This is a genomic window from Cellulomonas sp. C5510, from assembly GCF_019797765.1.
GTDB lineage: Bacteria > Actinomycetota > Actinomycetes > Actinomycetales > Cellulomonadaceae > Cellulomonas.
The window spans coordinates 927,232-946,186 of record NZ_CP081862.1; the positions used below are offsets into that span (position 1 = coordinate 927,232).

At 74.3% G+C, this 18,955-nt stretch carries 16 protein-coding genes; 10 read left to right on the forward strand and 6 right to left on the reverse strand.

What is annotated here, in order from left to right:
- Nucleotides 1-7 precede the first annotated feature (7 nt).
- Nucleotides 8-1,369, forward strand: coding sequence for an ABC transporter ATP-binding protein (locus tag K5O09_RS04195; protein WP_222171580.1), 1,362 nt, complete (start codon nucleotides 8-10; stop codon nucleotides 1,367-1,369).
- A gap of 127 nt (nucleotides 1,370-1,496) precedes the next feature.
- On the opposite strand, the gene K5O09_RS04200 is transcribed toward K5O09_RS04195, so the two are convergent.
- The 3 genes from K5O09_RS04200 to xseA form a co-directional block, all read right to left on the reverse strand.
- Nucleotides 1,497-2,444, reverse strand: coding sequence for a carbohydrate kinase (locus K5O09_RS04200; RefSeq protein ID WP_222171581.1), 948 nt, complete (start codon nucleotides 2,442-2,444; stop codon nucleotides 1,497-1,499).
- A gap of 85 nt (nucleotides 2,445-2,529) precedes the next feature.
- Nucleotides 2,530-2,802: an exodeoxyribonuclease VII small subunit gene (locus tag K5O09_RS04205; RefSeq protein ID WP_222171582.1), complete on the reverse strand. Its 273-nt coding sequence runs from the start codon at nucleotides 2,800-2,802 to the stop codon at nucleotides 2,530-2,532.
- A 253-nt stretch (nucleotides 2,803-3,055) separates the two neighbouring features.
- Nucleotides 3,056-4,423: an exodeoxyribonuclease VII large subunit gene (gene xseA / locus K5O09_RS04210; protein ID WP_222171583.1), complete on the reverse strand. Its 1,368-nt coding sequence runs from the start codon at nucleotides 4,421-4,423 to the stop codon at nucleotides 3,056-3,058.
- Nucleotides 4,424-4,512: 89 nt separating this feature from the next.
- On the opposite strand from xseA, the gene K5O09_RS04215 reads away from it, so the two are divergent.
- Nucleotides 4,513-5,556, forward strand: a complete 1,044-nt coding sequence (locus K5O09_RS04215) for a 4-hydroxy-3-methylbut-2-enyl diphosphate reductase (RefSeq protein WP_222171584.1) — start codon at nucleotides 4,513-4,515, stop codon at nucleotides 5,554-5,556.
- A 12-nt stretch (nucleotides 5,557-5,568) separates the two neighbouring features.
- Here K5O09_RS04215 and rmuC read toward each other — a convergent pair whose 3' ends face one another.
- Nucleotides 5,569-6,987 (reverse strand): DNA recombination protein RmuC, encoded by a 1,419-nt coding sequence (gene rmuC / locus K5O09_RS04220; protein ID WP_222171585.1) that lies wholly within the window; start codon nucleotides 6,985-6,987, stop codon nucleotides 5,569-5,571.
- A gap of 104 nt (nucleotides 6,988-7,091) precedes the next feature.
- Between rmuC and K5O09_RS04225 the strand changes: the two genes are divergently transcribed.
- From K5O09_RS04225 to K5O09_RS04240, 4 genes are all read left to right on the forward strand, one after another.
- Complete coding sequence (locus K5O09_RS04225; RefSeq protein WP_222171586.1) at nucleotides 7,092-7,958, forward strand: ABC transporter ATP-binding protein; 867 nt, start codon at nucleotides 7,092-7,094, stop codon at nucleotides 7,956-7,958.
- Nucleotides 7,934-9,496, forward strand: coding sequence for a hypothetical protein (locus tag K5O09_RS04230; RefSeq protein WP_222171587.1), 1,563 nt, complete (start codon nucleotides 7,934-7,936; stop codon nucleotides 9,494-9,496). Before K5O09_RS04225 ends, K5O09_RS04230 begins: the two co-directional genes overlap by 25 nt.
- 108 nt (nucleotides 9,497-9,604) lie before the next feature.
- Nucleotides 9,605-10,690 carry a redox-regulated ATPase YchF gene (gene ychF, locus K5O09_RS04235; protein WP_222171588.1) on the forward strand — a complete coding sequence of 362 codons (1,086 nt, stop codon included), beginning with the start codon at nucleotides 9,605-9,607 and terminating at the stop codon, nucleotides 10,688-10,690.
- Nucleotides 10,690-11,820 (forward strand): class I SAM-dependent methyltransferase, encoded by a 1,131-nt coding sequence (locus K5O09_RS04240; RefSeq protein ID WP_222171589.1) that lies wholly within the window; start codon nucleotides 10,690-10,692, stop codon nucleotides 11,818-11,820. Before ychF ends, K5O09_RS04240 begins: the two co-directional genes overlap by 1 nt.
- Nucleotides 11,821-11,884: 64 nt before the next feature.
- On the opposite strand, the gene K5O09_RS04245 is transcribed toward K5O09_RS04240, so the two are convergent.
- Nucleotides 11,885-12,676 (reverse strand): SDR family NAD(P)-dependent oxidoreductase, encoded by a 792-nt coding sequence (locus K5O09_RS04245; RefSeq protein ID WP_222171590.1) that lies wholly within the window; start codon nucleotides 12,674-12,676, stop codon nucleotides 11,885-11,887.
- Nucleotides 12,677-12,784: 108 nt separating this feature from the next.
- Here K5O09_RS04245 and K5O09_RS04250 point away from each other — a divergent pair, with 108 nt between their 5' ends.
- From K5O09_RS04250 to K5O09_RS04265, 4 genes are all read left to right on the forward strand, one after another.
- Nucleotides 12,785-13,288 carry a MarR family winged helix-turn-helix transcriptional regulator gene (locus K5O09_RS04250; RefSeq protein ID WP_222171591.1) on the forward strand — a complete coding sequence of 168 codons (504 nt, stop codon included), beginning with the start codon at nucleotides 12,785-12,787 and terminating at the stop codon, nucleotides 13,286-13,288.
- Between the two features lie 341 nt (nucleotides 13,289-13,629).
- Nucleotides 13,630-15,474 (forward strand): ABC transporter family substrate-binding protein, encoded by a 1,845-nt coding sequence (locus tag K5O09_RS04255; RefSeq protein WP_222171592.1) that lies wholly within the window; start codon nucleotides 13,630-13,632, stop codon nucleotides 15,472-15,474.
- A gap of 211 nt (nucleotides 15,475-15,685) precedes the next feature.
- Nucleotides 15,686-17,206 carry an ABC transporter permease gene (locus K5O09_RS04260; RefSeq protein WP_222171593.1) on the forward strand — a complete coding sequence of 507 codons (1,521 nt, stop codon included), beginning with the start codon at nucleotides 15,686-15,688 and terminating at the stop codon, nucleotides 17,204-17,206.
- Nucleotides 17,203-18,300, forward strand: coding sequence for an ABC transporter permease (locus K5O09_RS04265; protein ID WP_222171594.1), 1,098 nt, complete (start codon nucleotides 17,203-17,205; stop codon nucleotides 18,298-18,300). Before K5O09_RS04260 ends, K5O09_RS04265 begins: the two co-directional genes overlap by 4 nt.
- Before the next feature lie 37 nt (nucleotides 18,301-18,337).
- Here K5O09_RS04265 and K5O09_RS04270 read toward each other — a convergent pair whose 3' ends face one another.
- Nucleotides 18,338-18,946, reverse strand: coding sequence for a PH domain-containing protein (locus tag K5O09_RS04270; RefSeq protein WP_222171595.1), 609 nt, complete (start codon nucleotides 18,944-18,946; stop codon nucleotides 18,338-18,340).
- Nucleotides 18,947-18,955 lie beyond the last annotated feature (9 nt).

Sequence of the window (18,955 nt, forward strand, 5' to 3'; positions counted from 1 at the left end):
GGAACCCATGGCATCCATCACCCTGACGGACATCGTCAAGGAGTACGGCGACGGCTACCCGGCGGTCAACGGCGTCAGCCTCGACATCAAGGACGGCGAGTTCGTCATCCTCGTCGGCCCGTCCGGCTGCGGGAAGTCGACGCTGCTCCGGATGATCGTCGGCCTCGAGGACATCACGTCCGGGGAGCTGAGGATCGGCGACGAGGTGGTCAACGAGAAGGCGCCGCGCGACCGGCACCTGGCGATGGTGTTCCAGAACTACGCGCTGTACCCGCACCTCACCGTGTTCGAGAACATCGCGTTCCCGCTGCGGCTGCAGAAGGGGAAGTTCACCGAGGACGAGATCCGCTCGCACGTCGAGTTCGCGGCCGACACCCTCGAGCTGCGCGAGCACCTGGACCGCAAGCCCGCGAACCTCTCCGGCGGGCAGCGGCAGCGGGTCGCGATGGGCCGCGCGATCGTCCGCGACGCCCGCGCCTTCCTGTTCGACGAGCCGCTGTCGAACCTCGACGCGAAGCTGCGCGGGCAGATGCGCACCGAGATCGCCCGGATGCAGCGCCGGCTCGGCACCACCACGGTCTACGTCACGCACGACCAGACCGAGGCGATGACGCTCGGCGACCGGGTCGCCGTGCTCCGCAAGGGCGAGCTGCAGCAGGTCGCGAGCCCGCGGGCGCTGTACGAGCAGCCCGTCAACCTGTTCGTCGCGGGGTTCATCGGGTCCCCGCCGATGAACTTCATGCCCGGCGAGGTGCGCGGCGACTCCCTGGTGCTGCCGTTCGCCGAGGTGCCCCTCACGGACGACCTGCGGCAGCGCGTCGACGGACGCGACCTGGTGATCGTCGGCCTGCGCCCCGAGCACGTCGAGGACGCGCGCGTCATGGACGGGACGAAGCGGGACGGCGGTGTGCGGTTCGAGGCCGACGTGGACGTCGTGGAGTGGCTCGGCGCGGAGCTGTACGCGTACATCCCGTTCGACACGCACGCCGACGTCGCGGCGAAGCTCGAGGAGCTCGACCGGGACCTCGACGGAGAGGGCATGCGCACCCAGGTCGTCGTCGCGCTGGGGTCCGAGAGCCGGGTGCGTGACGGCAGCCGCGCGGAGCTGTGGTTCGACCCGCGGCGGCTGCTGGTGTTCGACCCGGAGTCGGGCGAGAACCTCACGTACGACGACGAGGCCGCGAAGCGGATCGACGCCGAGACGGAGGAGGACCGCCGGGCGGCGCTGGAGCGGGCGCACCGCGACGCGGAGCGCTCGGACGACGGCACGCCGTCGGACGGCCGCGCGCCCGACCGCGAGCCGTCCGGCGGACGCGAGCCCTCCGGCGGCCGCGAGCCGTCCGCGGGCCGGCACCGCCAGGCAGGCTGACCCCCGGCCGGGCTGCCGCCCCGGCTCCGCCGTCGAGGTCGTCAGCTCGGGCCGAGGTCGTCACGTCGGCGTGACGACCTCGGCCGGACGTGACGACCCCGGCCGGCGTACGGGCCCGCCGGGACGGTCAGGCCTCGCCGAGCTCCGCGGACGTGGGCGGGTTTGCGCCGGCGCGCGACACGGTGATCGCGGCGATCGCCACGCAGCGCGCGAGCACCCGCTCGACCGTCGCCACGTCGACCTCCCGCAGCTGCTCGCGCGCGTCCGCGCCGAGCAGGCCGGCGGTCCACAGGCCGTCGACCAGCCCGGCCATGAACGAGTCGCCCGCGCCGACGGTGTCCGCGACCTGCACCCGCGGCGCCGTCACGGTCAGCTCGTCGCCGCCCGCGGTGACCGCCAGCGCGCCCTCGCCGCCGAGTGTCACCACGACGAGCGCCGGTCCGCGCCCGACCCAGTCGCGCGCGACCTCCACCGGGGGCACACCCGGGTGGAGCCAGCCCAGGTCCTCGTCCGACACCTTGACGACGTCCGCCAGGCCGACGAGCCGCTCCACGACGGGCAGCGTCTGCTCCGGAGAGCCCATGAGCGCGGGCCGCAGGTTGGGGTCGTACGTCAGCGTCGCGCCCTCCCTGCGGTCCGCGAGCAGCCGGGCGACCGCCTCGCCGCCCGGCTCGATGACCGTGGCGATCGACCCGGTGTGCACGACCAGCGCCTCGCCGTCGCCCTCGTCCCAGCGGTCCGGGAGGTCCCACGTCAGGTCGAACTCGTAGCTCGCCACGCCGGCCTCGTCGACGTGCGCGCGGGCGACCGGGGTGTGCTCCGGTCGGCGGTCCCCGGCGAGCACGTGGACGCCGGAGGACTCCAGGTGCGTGCGCACCAGGTCGCCGTGGGCGTCGTCCCCGAGCCAGGTGAGCAGGTCCACGCGGCGCCCGAGCCGGCCGAGGCCGATCGCCACGTTCGCGGGGCTGCCGCCAGGGTGCTCGGCGGGCTCGTCGCCCGGCCGCAGCACGACGTCGACGAGGGCCTCCCCGACGACGAGCGCGCGGGCGGTGGCGGGGGCGGACTGCTCGGACATGCTGCTCCTTCGGTCCGGCTGCGGTGCCGGTGGACGGGGTCGGTCGGAGGTCGGGCGGATCAGGGGACCGGGCGGCCAGTGGGTGTCAGGCCGGGCGGCCCTCACCGGCCGGTGCGTCGGGGGCGTCGTCGGAGGTCCGGGCGGCGTCCAGCCGGGCCCGCGCGCCGTCGAGCCACTCCTGGCAGCGGGCGGCCAGCGCCTCGCCGCGCTCCCACAGCGCCAGCGACTCCTCCAGGGTCGCGCCACCGGCCTCCAGGCGGGAGACGACCGCGACCAGCTCGTCACGGGCCTGCTCGTAGGACAGCTCGGCGACGCCCGGGGCGTCCGGTGCGGGGGTGGTGGCGCTCACGGGTCCCATCTAACCAACGACCGAGGACACCCGGCCCGGGACGCCGGTCCGGGGACGCGCCGCGCGCCTCCCGAGCCCGGCCGTCGAGCCGGTGCCCGGGGAGTGCCGCGGGCCTCCCGATCCCGGCCGTCGAGCCGGTGCCCGGGGGAGTGCCGCGCGCCTTCGAGCCCGGCCGTCGAGCCGGCACCCGGAGGGAGTGCCGCGCGCCGCCCGGCCCCTGCGCCGTCGCCGGGCAGGGCCGTCCCGGCGCCGCCGCGCGCGGTCAGGAGCCGGTGGCCCCGCCCGCCGCGGCGTCCGCGTCCGTCGCGGCGTCCGCGTCCGCGGGCCGGCGCCGGCCCGGTGCCACCGCCACGACCGATGCGATGAGCTCCCCCCGGGCCAGCCGCACGCGCAGCGAGTCCTTCGCGGCCACGCTCGTGGCGTCCCGCACCACGGCCCCGTCGGTGGTCTGCACCACGGCGTACCCGCGTTCCAGGGTCGCCGCCGGCGACAGCGCCCGGACCTGCGCCGCCAGGGACCGCACCTGCGCGGCCCCACCGGTGAGCGCGTGGTCCAGGCAGCGCCGCGCGGTCTCCCGCAGCCGGTGCACGTCCGCCTCGCGCGTCTCGACCATCGTGCCGGGTCGCGCGAGGACGGGGCGGCTGCGCACCTGCTCGAGCCCCGCGGCCTCCCGTGCCACCCGGTGCTCTACGGCGGCCCGGATGCGCGACCGGGCCTGGGCCACTCGAGCCCGCTCCTCGCCGACGTCCGGCACGATGCGCTTGGCGGCGTCCGTCGGGGTGGACGCGCGGTAGTCCGCGACGAGATCGAGCAGCGGGGTGTCCGTCTCGTGCCCGATGGCCGACACCAGCGGTGTGCGGCACGCCGCCGCGGCCCGCACGAGCGCCTCGTTGCTGAACGGCAGCAGGTCCTCCACGGAGCCGCCGCCGCGCGCGACGACCACGACCTCCACCCGCGGGTCGGCATCGAGCTCGGCGATCGCCCGGCTGACCTGCGGCACGGCGCCGGCGCCCTGGACCGCGACCTCGCGGATCACGAACTCCACCTGGGGCCAGCGGGCGCGGGCGTTCACGACGACGTCGTGCTCGGCCTTGGACTCCCGGCCGCACACCAGGCCGACGACCCGCGGCAGGAACGGCAGCGCGACCTTGCGCTCGGCGTCGAACAGCCCCTCGGCCGCCAGCACGCGCTTGAGGTGCTCGATGCGGGCGAGCAGCTCGCCGATCCCGACGGCTCGGACCTCGTCGGCGTTGAGCTGCAGCGTGCCGCGCTTGGTCCAGAACGTCGGGCGCGCGTGCACCACGACGTGCGCGCCCTCGCTGAGCGGCGTCGCCACCGAGGCCAGCACCTGGGCGGGGAGCGACACAGGCAGCGACATGTCCGTGTCCGTGTCGCGCAGCGTGAGGAACGCGATCCCCGCGCCGGGGCGACGGTTCAGCTGCACGACCTGGCCCTCGACCCAGAGCGGGGACATCTTCGCGACGTAGTCGGCGATCTTCACGGACAGCAGCCGCACCGGCCACGGGCGCTCCGCCGTCGTGTCGAGGGCCCGTGCGGGGAGGTCCGTCGGGGGCGTCCCCGGGCGCGGGCCGGCGGCGGCGCGCGGGACGTCGGGGGAGGGCTGCTGCACGCACCCACCCTGCCACGCCGCCCCGACACCCCGGCGCGACCGCCGGTGCCTCCGGTCGTCGCCGCGCGACCGCCGCCTAGACTGGCGCGGTGACGCCTGACACCGCGCCCGCGCCGGACGCCCGCACCGGCGGGCGTGTGCTGCTGGCCGCCCCGCGCGGGTACTGCGCCGGGGTCGACCGCGCGGTCGTCGCCGTGGAGCAGGCGCTGGAGCACTACGGGGCCCCGGTGTACGTGCGCAAGGAGATCGTCCACAACCGCCACGTCGTCGACACGCTCGCGGCGCGTGGCGCGGTGTTCGTCGACGAGACCGACGAGGTGCCGGAGGGCGCGCGCGTGGTGTTCTCGGCCCACGGCGTCTCCCCCGCGGTGCGAGCAGCCGCCGCGGCGCGGTCGCTGCGCACCATCGACGCGACGTGCCCGCTCGTCACCAAGGTGCACCGCGAGGCGGTGCGGTTCGCCGCCGACGACCTCGACGTGCTGCTGATCGGGCACCCGGGTCACGAGGAGGTCGAGGGCACGCAGGGCGAGGCGCCGGACCACGTGCAGGTCGTCGCGTCCCCCGAGGCTGTCGCCGACGTGACCGTGCGGGACGAGAGCCGCGTGGTGTGGATCTCGCAGACCACGCTGTCCGTCGACGAGACGATGGAGACGGTGCGCCGGCTGCGCGAGCGGTTCCCGCTGCTGCAGGACCCGCCGAGCGACGACATCTGCTACGCCACGCAGAACCGGCAGGTGGCGGTGAAGAAGCTCGCGCCGGAGTGCGACGTGGTCCTCACGGTCGGGTCGGCGAACTCCTCGAACTCGGTGCGCCTGGTCGAGGTGGCTCTGGAGGCCGGCGCGGGGGCGTCGTACCGCGTGGACTCGGCCGCCCAGGTGGATCCCGCGTGGCTGGCGGGCGCCCGGACGGTCGGTGTCACGTCGGGGGCGTCGGTGCCCGAGATCCTGGTGCGGGACGTGCTGGACGTCCTGGCGGCGCACGGCTTCGCCGACGTGGAGGAGGTCCGCACCGCGACGGAGGACCTCATGTTCTCGCTGCCGAGGGAGCTGCGGTCGGACCTGCGCGCGGCGGGTGCGGACGACCCGCGGCCCCGCCGGGGCGAGCGCCGCGACCTGGCGGTCCGCCCGGTCTGAGCGTCGGCCGGGTCAGGCCGGCGCGCCGCCCCGGGTGCCGTGCTCGTCCGGCGCCGCGATCCCACCGGGCTCCCCGAGCACCGCGTCGTCCAGCGCACCCAGTGCCGCGGACCGGTGGCGTTCGTCGCCGGGTCCGGGCACGGTCCCGCCGTCCAGCCCCACGACGCGCGCCTCCTCCCACGCCACGAGCTCCGGGGCGGTGACGACCGATAGCCGCCGCTCGACCGGCTGCGGCGTGGGCAGGTCGGTGTCGACGACGCGCAGGTCCGCGAACCGGCGCGCGGACACGAGGACGCGCGACTCGAGCGACGCGATCGACTGGTTGTACGCCGTGGCCGCGCCGTCGATCGCCCGGCCGACCTTGGACAGGTGCCCACCGAGCGTCGCGATGCGGCCGTGCAGCTCCTTGCCCAGGTCGAGGACCGCCTGGGCGTTGTCGGCGAGCGCGTCCTGCCGCCAGGCGTACGCGACGGTCCGCAGCAGGGCGAGCAGCGTCATGGGGGTGGCGATCACGACGTTCTGCTCGAACGCCCGCTCGACGATCCCCGGGTCGACGTCGAGCGCCGCGTGCAGGAACGCCTCCGCCGGCACGAACATCACGACGAACTCGGGCGCCGGCGCGAACTGGTCCCAGTAGCGCTTCGCGGCGAGCTGGTCGACGTGGGCGCGGACGTGCCGTGCGTGCGCCGCGGTGCGCCGCTGCCGCTCCGCCGCGTCCGTCGCCTCGACCGCTTCCAGGAAGCCGAGGAACGCCACCTTGGCGTCCACCACCACGCGCTTGCCGCCCGCCAGGTGCACCACCATGTCGGGCCTCAGCAGCCCGTCGTCCGTGCGGACCTGGTCCTGCTCCACGAAGTCGACGTGCGGCAGCATCCCGGCGGCCTCGACGACCCGGCGCAGCTGCACCTCGCCCCAGCGGCCCCGCACCTGCGACGACCGCAGCGACGTCACGAGCCGCGCGGTCTCCTCCCGCAGCCGCCCGGCCTCCTCGCGCATCTGGCGCACCTGCTCGCCGAGCGCCGCGTCGCCCTGCGCCCGCGCCTGCTCGGCCGTGCGGAGCTCCGCGCGCACCGCGTCGAGCGTCCGCGCCAGCGGGTCCACGAGGGCCCGGACGGCCTGCTCGCGCTGGGCCAGGTCGCCGGACTGCTCCTGGTGCCGTGCGGCGAGGCTCTGGTGCGCCAGCGCGAGGAACTGCTCGCTGCTCTGGGCGAGCGCGTCGGCGGCGAGCGCCCGGAACCGGTCCGCCTGCCGCTCCTCGCCGGCCGTCCCGCCGAGCTCGCCCCGGACCTCCGCGGACGCGCGCCACCGCGCGGCCTCGACCTCCGCGGCCCGCAGGCGCGCCGCGGAGCGACCGGACGCGGCGAGCCAGCCCACCGCCACGCCGACGAACAGCGAGCCGGCGAGCGCGACCACGAGCGCGAGATCCGTCATGCGCCGCAGCCTGCCAGCCACCACCGACACGGCCCGGGATCCGCGCGCCCGTCCGGGTGGCGGATGCCGGGCGGCCGGGCGCGCACCCCTCCTATGCTGGGCCGATGACCGCGGACGAGCCCCTGAGCCCTGCCCGGCCCGACGACGCGGCCCCGTCCGGCGGCGCCGCTGCGGCGGACGCGGCGCCGGCCCCCGCCTCGCCCCCGTCCGCGGCGCCGGCCCTGTCCATCCAGGGCCTGTGGAAGCGGTTCGGCACCAAGATCGCCGTCGCCGACGTCTCCCTCGAGGTGCCGGCCGGCTCGCTGTACGGCCTCGTCGGCCCGAACGGCGCCGGCAAGACGACGACGCTGTCGATGGCCACCGGCCTGCTGCGCCCCGACTTCGGCCGCGTGGTCGTGCGAGGCCACGACCTGTGGTCCGACCCCCTGCCCGTCAAGCGCATGCTGGGCGTGCTGCCCGACGGCGTCCGCCTGTTCGACCGCCTCACCGGTGCCCAGCTCGTGACCTACGCCGGGCTGCTGCACGGCCTGGACCGCGCGACCGTCGGGGACCGCACCGCCGACCTGCTGCGGGCGTTCGACCTCACCGCGGACGCCGACACGCTCGTCGTCGACTACTCGGCGGGCATGACCAAGAAGATCGCGCTGGCGTGCGCGCTCGTCCACGCCCCGCGCGTGCTCGTGCTGGACGAGCCGTTCGAGGCGGTCGACCCGGTGTCGGCGGCGAACATCCGGGACATCCTCGCGTCGTACGTCGCGGACGGCGGCACGGTGGTCGTGTCGTCGCACGTCATGGACCTGGTGCAGCGCATGTGCGACCACGTCGCCGTGATCGCGGCCGGCCGGGTGCTGGCGCAGGGCACGGTGGACGAGGTGCGCGGCGCGGCGTCCCTGGAGGACCGCTTCGTGGAGCTGGTCGGCGGCCGCCGCAGCGAGGAGGGGCTGGCGTGGTTGCACACCTCGTCCGACTGAAGCTGGCGCTGCTGCGGGGTGGTCTGCGGCGGAGCACGTGGCGCGTCGTCGGGCTGGTGCTCGGCGGTGCCTACACGGCGTTCCTGGTGGTCCTCGCGGTGGCCGGCCTCGTCGCGCTCGGCGTGCAGCGCGACCAGGAGCTGGCCCGCACCGTCGTCGTGCTCGGGGGGACACTGCTGGTCGCCGGCTGGTGGCTCCTGCCGCTCGTGGCGTTCGGTGTGGACAGCACGCTGGACCCGGACCGGTTCCGCCTGTTCCCGGTGCGGCGCCGGACGCTGCTGCTGGGGCTGGCGGTCGGCGGGCTGGTCGGGCTCCCGGGCGTCGCGACGACCGTGATCTCGGCGGCGACCGCCCTGGTGTGGTGGCGCACCCCGCTCGCGGCGGTCGCCGCCCTCGTCGGCGCCGCGCTGGGCGTCGCGCTGTGCGTCGTCGGCTCCCGGGCGCTCACCACCCTGCTGGCGCCGCTGGTGAGCGGGCGGCGGTTCCGCGAGGTGGCGGCCGTGCTGGCGTTCGTCCCGCTGATCCTCGCGGGCCCGATCGTCATCGGTGTCACCGCGGGCCTCAGCGCGGTCGCGGACGCGCTGCCCGGGGTGGCCGTCGTCGTCGGGTGGACCCCGCTCGGGGCGCCGTGGGCGCTCGCGGCGGACGTCGCCGCCGGGGCGTGGCTCGCCGCGCTCGGCAAGCTCGCGGTCGCGTGCGCCTCCGTCGCCCTCGGCGCGCTGGTGTGGGACCGGTCGATGGCCGCCGCGCTGGTGCGGCCGCCGGGGGCCGGCCCGGCGGCGCGCAGCACCGGTCTCGGGTTCTTCGGGCGGCTGCCGGCCACGCCGACCGGGGCCGTGGCCGCGCGCTGCCTCACGTACTGGGTGCGCGACGCCCGCTACGCCGGCGCGGTGGCCGTGGTGCCGGTGATGGTGCTGCTGCTGTGGTTCCTCGGGCGGGGCGGCACGTCGCTGCTGTGGGCGGGGCTGCTGGTCGCGTTCGTCATGGGGTGGTCCCTGTCGACGGACGTCTCGTCCGACTACACCGCGTTCTGGACGCACGTCGCCGCACCCGTCGACGGCCGCGCGGACAGGGCCGGGCGGGCGCTGGCCGGCCTGCTCGTGGGCGGCGCGGCGGTGCTGGTGACCGACGTGGTGGTGCTCGCCGGTTCCGGCCGGTGGGGCGCGACGCTGCCGGTGCTCGCCGGCTCGCTCGGCGTCCTGCTCACGGGCGTGGGCGCGGCGAGCGTGTTCTCGGCGCGCGTCGTCTACCCCGTGCCGAAGCCGGGGGAGAGCCCGTTCACGACGCCGCAGGGCTCGTCGTTCGCCACGATGGTGACCCAGTGGGTCGGGATGCTCGTCCTCGGTGCGCTGTGCCTGCCGGGCGTCGCGCTCGCGGTCGCCGCCGTGCTCACCGGGAACGCGGTGCTCGTCGCGCTGACGGTGGTCGTGGCTCCCGGGGTCGGCGTCGCCGTGCTGCTCGGCGGGATCCGGCTGGGCGCCCGGGAGTACGACCGCCGGGCGCCGGAGCTGCTGCAGGCGCTGCGCTCCTTCGCCTGAGCGGCCCCGCGGCGGCAGCCCGCGCCGGCGCCCCGTCGCGCCGTACGGCGTCCTCCGGCGCGCGCAGCCCCGGGCCGCCCGCCGCGCGGCCCCCTAGGATGGTCGCCCGTGGCACTCACCATCGGCATCGTCGGCCTGCCCAACGTCGGCAAGTCCACCCTCTTCAACGCCCTGACCCGCGCGCAGGTGCTCGCGGCGAACTACCCGTTCGCCACCATCGAGCCGAACGTCGGCGTCGTGCCGCTGCCCGACCCGCGGCTGGAGAAGCTCGCGGAGATCTTCGGCAGCGAGCGGATCCTGCCCGCGACCGTGTCGTTCGTCGACATCGCCGGCATCGTCAAGGGCGCCAGCGAGGGCGAGGGGCTGGGCAACAAGTTCCTCGCGAACATCCGCGAGGCCGACGCCATCTGCCAGGTGACGCGCGCCTTCGCCGACCCCGACGTCGTGCACGTGGACGGGCGCGTGTCGCCGCGCGACGACATCGAGACGATCAACACCGAGCTCGTCCTCGCCGACCTCCAGACGCTCGAGAAGATCGTGCCCCGGCTCGAGAAGGAGGTCCGCGCCAAGAAGGCGGACCCGGCCGAGCTCGCCGCCGCCCAGGCCGCGCAGGCCGTGCTGGAGACGGGCCAGACGCTCTTCCAGGGCGCGAAGGCCGCCGGGCTCGACCTGGCGGACCTCGCCCCGCTGCAGCTCATGACGGCCAAGCCGTTCATCTACGTGTTCAACACCGACGACGCCGGCCTGGCGGACACCGCGATGCAGGAGGAGCTGCGCGCGCTCGTCGCCCCGGCCGACGCCATCTTCCTCGACGCGAAGTTCGAGTCCGACCTGGTCGAGCTCGAGCCGGACGAGGCGAAGGAGATGCTCGCCGAGAACGGCCAGGAGGAGGCGGGCCTCGACCAGCTCGCCCGCGTCGGGTTCCACACCCTCGGCCTGCAGACCTACCTGACGGCCGGGCCGAAGGAGTCGCGCGCCTGGACGATCCGGCAGGGCTGGACGGCCCCGCAGGCCGCCGGCGTCATCCACACGGACTTCCAGAAGGGCTTCATCAAGGCCGAGGTCATCTCGTTCGACGACCTGGTCGAGGCCGGCTCGGTGGCCGCCGCGCGGTCCGCCGGCAAGGCCCGCATCGAGGGCAAGGACTACGTGATGGCCGACGGCGACGTGGTGGAGTTCCGCTTCAACGTCTGATGACCGAGGACCTGCTCGCCGCGCTGCGCTGCGACCCCGAGATCCCCGCGCCCGACCTGGTCGCGGTGGACGCCGCGGACCGGCTGCTCCTCGACGAGGCCGCGCCGCTGCTCGACCGGGCCGCGCCCGGGACGGTCGTGGTGGTCGGCGACCGGTACGGCGCGGTGACCCTGGGGGCGGCCGACCGGTTCGGCCTCAGCGGGGTCCGCGCGCACACCGACCGGCTCACGGGCGAGCTCGCGCTGGCGGGGAACGCCGCCCGGCTCGGCGGCGCGGACGTGTTCCGGTCGCTCGCCGGGCTCGGCCCGGAGCTCGTGTCCGGGGCGCGGGTCGTGCTGCTCCTGCTGCCGCGGTCGCTCGACGCGCTGGACGAGGTGGCCGGGCTCGTCGCGCGGCACGCCGACCCGGCGGTCGCGGTGGTCGCGGCGGGCCGGGAGAAGCACATGTCCCGGGCCATGAACGAGGTGCTGGCCCGCCACTTCGGCGTCGTGCGGGCCAGCCGCGGGCGGCAGAAGGCCCGGGTGCTGCACGCCGTGGAGCCTCGCCCCTCCGCGGGCGCGGCCGCCTGGCCCGTCACCGCGCGGCACGACGACCTCGGCCTGACGGTGTGCGCGCACGGTGCGGCGTTCGCCGGTGCGCGCGTCGACATCGGGACGCGGTTCCTGGTCGAGCACCTGGCCGGTGCGGTGCCGGACGCCCGCACCGCCGTCGACCTCGGCTGCGGCACCGGTGTGCTGGCGTCCGCGCTGGCCACCGCGCGCCCGGGCGTGGAGGTCGTGGCCACCGACGAGTCCGCGGCGGCCGTCGCGTCCGCCCGGGCGACCGTCGCGGCGAACGGGCTGGGGGAGCGCGTCCGCGTCCGGCGCGCCCGGGGGACCGCCGGGATCGCGGACGCGAGCGCGGACCTCGTCCTGCTGAACCCGCCGTTCCACGTCGGCGCCGCGGTGCACGACGGGGTGGCCCGCGGGTTGTTCGTGGAGGCGGCGCGGGTGCTGCGCCCGGGTGGCGAGCTGTGGTGCGTGTGGAACTCGGGACTGGGGTACCGGCCGGCGCTGCGGGAGGCGGTCGGCCCGACGCGGCAGGTCGCGCGGAACCCGAAGTTCACGATCACCGCGTCCCTGCGGGCCTGAGCGCCCGGGCGCCCGGACGCCCGGACGCGGCGGACCGTGACGCGCCCGGACGCCGTCGAGCGGCTCACAGCAGCGTCGTGAGCACGCCCCCGTCCGCACGGACGGCGGCGCCGTTCGTGGCCGACGACACCGGGCTGGCGAGGTACACCGCGAGCCGGGCGATCTCCTCGGGCTCGATGAACCGCTGCAGCAGCGACGTGGTGCGAGCGGTGGCCAGGGACGCCTTGAGGTCGGCGGGCACCACGCCCTGGGCGCCCGCGATCTGCTCCACGGTCGTGGCGACGCCGTCGGACCACGTCGGCCCGCCGAGGACGGTGTTGACCGTGACCCCGGTGCCGCGGGTGGTCTTCGCCAGGCCGTTCCCCAGCGCGAGCAGGGCGGCCTTGGTGACGCCGTAGTGCGTCATGTCGGCCGGGACGTCCACCCCGGACTCGCTGCTGATCAGCACGACGCGGCCCCACCCGCGGCCGAGCATCGGGCCGAGCAGCCGGCGGGTGAGGCGCACGGCGCTCAGGAGGTTGAGGTCGAGGTGGCGCTGCCAGTCGGCGTCCGTGAGCCGGTCGAACGGCGCCACGTCGAAGACCCCGGCGTTGACGACGAGCACGTCGACCTCCCCGAGCTCGTCCAGCAGCCGCTCGACCTGTGCGGCGTCGGCGAGGTCGGCGGCGATGCCGGACACGACGGCGCCCGGGACGGCGTCGCGCAGCAGCGCCACGGCGGCGTCGACCCGGCCGGCGTCGCGCCCGTTGACCACCACCTCGGCGCCCTCGTCCAGCAGCCCCCGTGCGATCGCGTGGCCGATGCCCTGGGTCGACCCGCTCACGAAGGCCCTCCGGCCGGTCAGCTGCAGATCCATCTCGTCCTCCTCCGTCCCGCACGGCGCGGGGTCGCTTGCTCAAGCACGTGACCGTAGGCGTCGATGACTTGCCTGGGCAAGTCAGCGACGACGGCTAGGGTGCGGGGCATGACCGATCCCGGCGCGCCCCGCGAGCTGTCCGGCACCGACCTCGAGGCGTGGTCGGCCCTCGCCACCGTCCTGGAGTGGCTGCCCCCGGCGCTGGACGCCCCGCTGCAGCGCGACGCGGGTCTCACGCACTTCGAGTACGGCGTGCTCTACGCGCTGAGTCGCGCCGACGGGGGGACGCTGCGCATGAGCGTGCTGGCGGGCTACGCCAACAGCACGCTGTCCCGGCTGTCGCGCGCGGCGGGCCGGCTGGAGGCGCGCGGCTGGCTGCGTCGCGGCCCGGACCCGGAGGACGGCCGGTACACGCTCGCCGTCCTCACGGACGCCGGGCGCCGTGCGGTGGCGGACGCGACGCCCGGGCACGTGCGGACCGTGCGGCGGCTGGTGCTCGACCGGCTGACCTCGGCGCAGGTCCGGCAGCTGCGGGACATCGGGCAGCGGATCGCGCGGGGGATCCGTGAGGACGGCGGCTGGGAGCCCCCGGCCGACCCGGCGGAGCGGTAGCCCTGGGCGCGTGCCGGTCTCCGCAGCGGCGCGTCCATAGCACACCCGGCGCGACCCGCGCTCGGCTGCGGTGCCCGCGCGGGGCCCGTCACGAGGTGCCGGCCCCGCGATCCTGATGTTTCCGGGACGTTACACGCATGTTCCGTCTTGAATGCTGGACACTACTACTCAGTATCGATCCGGTAACGATCGGCCCCTGGCCTCGGGGGTGTCCGATATGTCCGTCTCGACGCCACTAGCGTGTCCCCATCCATGGCGGGAGCGTGCGTCCGCCCTGCGCGAGCCGGTGACGGCCGCGGCGCAGGGGCCGGAGGCCGAGCGCCACCTTCTCAGGAGGAACATTGAGGATCACACGAAAGGCCGCCGCTGCGGTCTCCATCGCTGCGGCCGGCGCCCTCGCGCTGACGGCCTGCTCGGACTCCGGCAGCGACGACACCACCGACGACTCGGGCATCAACACCGAGACCTCGGTGAACATCGCCTGGAACCAGCCGTTCTACTCGTACAACCAGAACAGCATCACGGGTAACGCGACGGCCAACTCGGTCATCACGTACCTCACCAAGTCGGGCTTCAACTACTACGACCAGGAGCTGAACCTGGTCCCGGACGAGTCGTTCGGCACGTACGAGAAGACCTCCGACGACCCGCTGACCGTCGAGTACACGTTCGCCGACACCGCGAAGTGGTCCGACGGCGTCGCGGTCACCCCGACCGACTTCCTCCTGGAGTGGGCGGCCCAGAGCGGCACGTTCAACAACGTCGAGGCCGAGTACGACGACGAGGGCAACATCTCGAACCAGGACGCCCTGGACGCGGGTGTCTACTTCGACGCCGCCTCCCCGTGCGCCGCCCTGATCGAGACCCCCGAGGTCGACGGCAGCACCATCACGTTCACCTACACCAAGCCGTTCGCGGACTGGGAGACCTGCATGACGGCGCCGACGCTGCCGTCGCACGTCGTCGGTCAGCGCGCGCTGGACGAGGCGGACGCCGAGGCCGCCACGCAGGCGGTCCAGGACGCGATCCTCAACAACGACGTCGACACGCTCTCCAAGATCGCCAAGGTCTGGAGCACGGACTTCAACTACACCGAGCTCCCGGACGACGCGAACCTGTACCTGTCCAACGGCGCGTACGTCATGACGGACTTCGTCAAGGACCAGTACATGACCCTCAAGGCCAACGAGGCCTACGAGGGCGCGAACACGGCGGCCATCGGTACCGTCACGGTGCGCTGGAACGGCGACCCGATGGGTCAGGTCCAGGCGCTGCAGAACGGTGAGGTCGACCTCATCAGCCCGCAGTCGACTGCGGACGTCCTCGAGGCGATCCAGGCGATCGACAGCCTGAAGGTGGAGACCTCCGACGAGGGCACCTACGAGCACATCGACCTGCAGTTCGCCAACGGTGGTCCGTTCGACCCGGCGACCTACGGCGGCGACGCCGACAAGGCGCTCAAGGTGCGCCAGGCGTTCCTCAAGACGATCCCGCGCCAGGACATCGTCGACTCGCTCATCAAGCCGCTGAACGAGAACGCCACGGTGCGCAGCTCCTTCACCGTGGTCCCCGGCTCGCCCAACTACGACGCCGTCGCTGAGGCCTCCGGCCAGGACGCCCAGTTCGGCGAGGTGGACATCGAGGGCGCCAAGGCCCTGCTCGCCGAGGCCGGCGTGCCGGCGGTCAACGTCCGCCTGCTCTTCGACCCGGAGAACACCCGGCGCCAGAACGAGTTCCAGCTGATCGCCGCGTCCGCGGCGGAGGCCGGCATCACGGTCACCCCGTACCAGGTCCAGTCCGACTGGGGCACCGACCTGTCCAACGCGACCTCCTACTACGACGCGGCCCTGTTCGGCTGGCAGTCGCAGTCGACGGCCGTCACGGAGTCGGACGCCAACTACCGGACCGACGCGACGAACAACTTCTACGGGTACTCGAACCCGGAGGTCGACTCGCTGTTCGACGAGCTCCAGGTCTCGACCGACCCCGACGAGCAGGGTGAGCTGCTCGGCCAGATCGAGAAGCACCTGGTCGACGACGCGTTCGGCGTGACCCTGTTCCAGTTCCCGGGCGTCACCGCCTGGAACCCGGAGAAGATCGACGGGATCTCGAAGATCTCGATCAACCCGACGATCTTCGCGGGCTTCTGGAACTGGACCCCGGGCTCGGCCGCCTCGGCGAGCTGACCCACCCAGCGCACGACCGGCACGTCCCGCCGGTGCCTCCCCGAGGCGCCGGCGGGACGGCCGCCCAGAACCACACCGAAGGGCGCCGCGGCACCCCCGCCCGGCGCCCTTCGCGTGCTCGGACCCGACCCGGGCCACGAGTACGTGCGGACGTGAGGCTAGGATCCCTCTTCGTCCGCGGCATCCTTTCCGTGAGCGAGGTCCCCTCCCCGTGCTGAGATTCCTCTGGCGCCGCTTCCTTGCGGGGCTGGCCACGTTGTTCGTGGCTCTGTTCCTGATGTTCATCCTGGTCAACGCCGCGGTCGACCCGCTGCAGGACCTGCGGGAGAGCACGGCGCCCAACAAGGCCCAGCTCATCGAGGCCCGCATCGACCAGCTCGACCTCGAGACGAACGTCGTCATCCGGTTCTTCCGGTGGATCGGGAACTTCGTGACCGGTGACTGGGGCGTCGCCTGGCGCACGGGTCAGGACGTCCGACCGCTCATCGGCGACGCGATCGGCTCGACGCTCGAGCTGGTGACCGCCGCGACGTTCCTCGCGCTGATCCTCGGCGTGTTCGTCGGCATCGTCAGCGCGCTGCGCCAGTACAGCGCGTTCGACTACCTGATCATCTTCGTGTCGTTCCTGCTGTACTCGCTGCCGTCCTTCTGGGTCGCCGTCCTGCTCAAGCAGTGGGGCGCCATCGGCTTCAACGACTTCCTGCGGGACCCGACCATCGCCTGGCCCGTGCTGATCGCCCTGTCGGCGGTCGCCGGTGTCGTCTGGATGCTGGCGATCGGCGGGTCGACACGCCGCCGCGCGCAGGTCTTCGGGATCGCGACCGCCGCGACCTTCTCGATGTTCGCCTACCTGCAGCTCGCCGACTGGTGGTCGCGGCCGCAGATCGGCCCGGTGCTGCTGCTGGTGCTCGGCGTCGGGACGGCCCTCGCCGTGACGATGGTGTCCGCGGGCCTGGAGAACCGCCGCGCGCTGTTCACGACGCTGACGGTCGCGCTGCTCGGTGTCGCCCTGTACTTCCCGATGGGGTCCTTCTTCAAGGCGGTCGACGAGTCGCACCTGCTGATCGCGGGACTCGCGGTCGTGACCCTGGCGGTCGGCTGGGGGGTCGGCATGCTGTTCGGCGGCCCGGACCGCGGCGTCTCGGCCCGCGCCGGGGCGATCACCGCGATCGTCGTCGGCGCGCTGATCTTCGTCGACCAGGTCATGAAGGTCTGGGTGCCGTACTTCAACGCGCTGAGCGGCCGTCCCATCCCGACGTTCGGCGACCGCACGCCGAACCTCGGCGGCAACTACTGGGTGCAGACGCTCGACTCGTTCACGCACCTGATCCTGCCGACGCTGACGCTGATCCTCATCGCGTTCGCGGCGTACACCCGGTACTCCCGCTCGAGCATGCTCGAGGTGATGAACCAGGACTACATCCGCACCGCGCGCGCCAAGGGCCTGCCGGAGCGGCTCGTCGTGGTCCGCCACGGGTTCCGCAACACGCTGATCCCGCTGGCGACGGTCGTCCCCATCGACGTCATCACCCTCATCGGCGGCGCGATCATCACCGAGGCCGTGTTCGCGCGGCCCGGCATGGGTCAGCTCTTCGTGCAGTCGCTGCAGAACGCCGAGATGGACCCGGTGATGGCCTACCTGTTCATCACCGCGGCCCTCGCGATCATCGCGAACATCGTGGCTGACATCATCTACGCGGTCGTCGACCCCCGGATCCGGTTGGACGCATGAGCACCCAGAACCCCACCCCCCCGTCCGGCGGCGACCAGCCGACGGAGCACCTTGAGAACGCGATCGAGCTCCACGAGGTCGCGGGCCTGTCCCAGGGGCAGATCGTCCGGCGCCGGTTCTTCCGGCACAAGGGCGCGATGATCGGCCTCGGCGTGCTCGTCGCGGTGATCCTGCTGGCGTTCAGCTCGGTCGGCTTCGGCCCCGTCCCCGGCTGGTGGAAGTACACCGGCGCGCCGGACCCGCAGAACATCACGAACCCGGGCGGCAGCCCGACGCTGTCCCTGCCGACGTGGCTCGGTGGGACCGGCTTCGCGATCGGCGAGCACCCGCTCGGCCAGGACGAGATCGGCCGCGACATGTTCGCCCAGGTGATGAAGGGCATCCAGACCTCGCTGATGGTCATGCTCATCATCGGCGTGGTGTCCTGCGTCGTGGGCGTGCTCGTCGGCTCGCTCGCCGGCTTCTACCGCGGCCGGATCGACACGTTCCTCATGCGCACCACGGACCTGTTCATCACGGTCCCCGCGCTCGTCATCGGCGCGGTCGTCGGCAAGCTCGCCGGCGGGGTGTCGGGCCTGGTGTTCGCCTTCGCCCTCGGCCTGATCCTGTGGCCGAGCCTCGCGCGCCTGGTGCGCGGCGAGTTCCTGTCGCTGCGCGAGCGGGAGTTCGTGGACGCCGCGCGCGTCGCCGGCGCGAGCACGCGGCGGATCATCTTCAAGCACATCCTGCCGAACGCGATCGGCGTCATCATCGTGAGCACCACGCTGCTCATGAGCCAGGCGATCCTGCTCGAGACGGCGCTCTCCTACATCCACTTCGGCATCACGCCGCCGGAGGTGTCGCTCGGCCGCCTCATCAGCGACTACCAGAGCGCCTTCGCCACGCGGCCGTGGCTGTTCTGGTGGCCCGGTCTGTTCATCGTGGTCATCGCGCTGAGCGTCAACTTCATCGGCGACGGCCTCCGCGACGCGTTCGACCCGCGGCAGAAGCGGATCCCGTCGGAGCGCAAGATGGCGCGCGCCGAGGCCGCGGCCTCGCGCGAGCCGGTCGTGCCGCTGCAGATCCAGGGCCGCGGCAACGGCCTCGGCAGCTGAGGTCGACCCGGTGGACGCACCCCGGCGCGGGCCGCTGTCAGCCCAGCAGCAGCCCGGCCACGCCGGCCGCGACGAGCAGCACGACGGCCGCGACCGTGCGGACGTGCAGCCGGCGGGTCGGCACCACGCCGGCCGCGACGGCCGCCTCGGCACCCGTGAGGTGGCCGGCGTCCCGCAGGGCGGTGTACCGCTCGGCGACGGCGCGGGCCGCGGTCTCGGCGGCGCCCCGGTGACGCAGCACGGCGCCGGGCTCGCCGCCGGGGAGCGGGGCCTCCTCGCGGCGGCCACGGGACAGCCGGGCGGCGGTGCCGCTCGACCGGGGCGCCGCCCAGGCGCTCACCGTGCCGGACACCGACCGCACCTCCAGGGAGAAGCCGGCCTCGACGCCGCGGAACGCGGGCCAGGGCACCCGCACCGTGGACCACACGTTGCGGACCTCGACGCCCGCGTCGCTGACCTCCACCTGCGGCAGCCAGAAGGTCGCCGCCACCAGCACGACGGCCAGTGCCAGCCACGGACCGTAGGCGAGCAGCGCCTGCGCGCCGTCGGTGGCGACCACGCTGACGCCCGCGGCCACCGCCGCGACGGCGGCCGCGGCGGTCAGCACCCGGCCGAATCCCGAACGGAAGACATGCGTGGGGCCCATGGCCTCATG

Bases quoted from the DNA above. Each gene is read 5' to 3' on its own strand.
- K5O09_RS04195 (WP_222171580.1), top strand. From the start codon at position 8: ATGGCATCCATCACCCTGACGGACATCGTCAAGGAGTACGGCGACGGC.
- K5O09_RS04200 (WP_222171581.1), bottom strand. From the start codon at position 2,444: ATGTCCGAGCAGTCCGCCCCCGCCACCGCCCGCGCGCTCGTCGTCGGG.
- K5O09_RS04205 (WP_222171582.1), bottom strand. From the start codon at position 2,802: ATGGGACCCGTGAGCGCCACCACCCCCGCACCGGACGCCCCGGGCGTC.
- rmuC (WP_222171585.1), bottom strand. From the start codon at position 6,987: ATGACGGATCTCGCGCTCGTGGTCGCGCTCGCCGGCTCGCTGTTCGTC.
- K5O09_RS04225 (WP_222171586.1), top strand. From the start codon at position 7,092: ATGACCGCGGACGAGCCCCTGAGCCCTGCCCGGCCCGACGACGCGGCC.
- K5O09_RS04240 (WP_222171589.1), top strand. From the start codon at position 10,690: ATGACCGAGGACCTGCTCGCCGCGCTGCGCTGCGACCCCGAGATCCCC.
- K5O09_RS04245 (WP_222171590.1), bottom strand. From the start codon at position 12,676: ATGGATCTGCAGCTGACCGGCCGGAGGGCCTTCGTGAGCGGGTCGACC.
- K5O09_RS04250 (WP_222171591.1), top strand. From the start codon at position 12,785: ATGACCGATCCCGGCGCGCCCCGCGAGCTGTCCGGCACCGACCTCGAG.
- K5O09_RS04265 (WP_222171594.1), top strand. From the start codon at position 17,203: ATGAGCACCCAGAACCCCACCCCCCCGTCCGGCGGCGACCAGCCGACG.
- K5O09_RS04270 (WP_222171595.1), bottom strand. From the start codon at position 18,946: ATGGGCCCCACGCATGTCTTCCGTTCGGGATTCGGCCGGGTGCTGACC.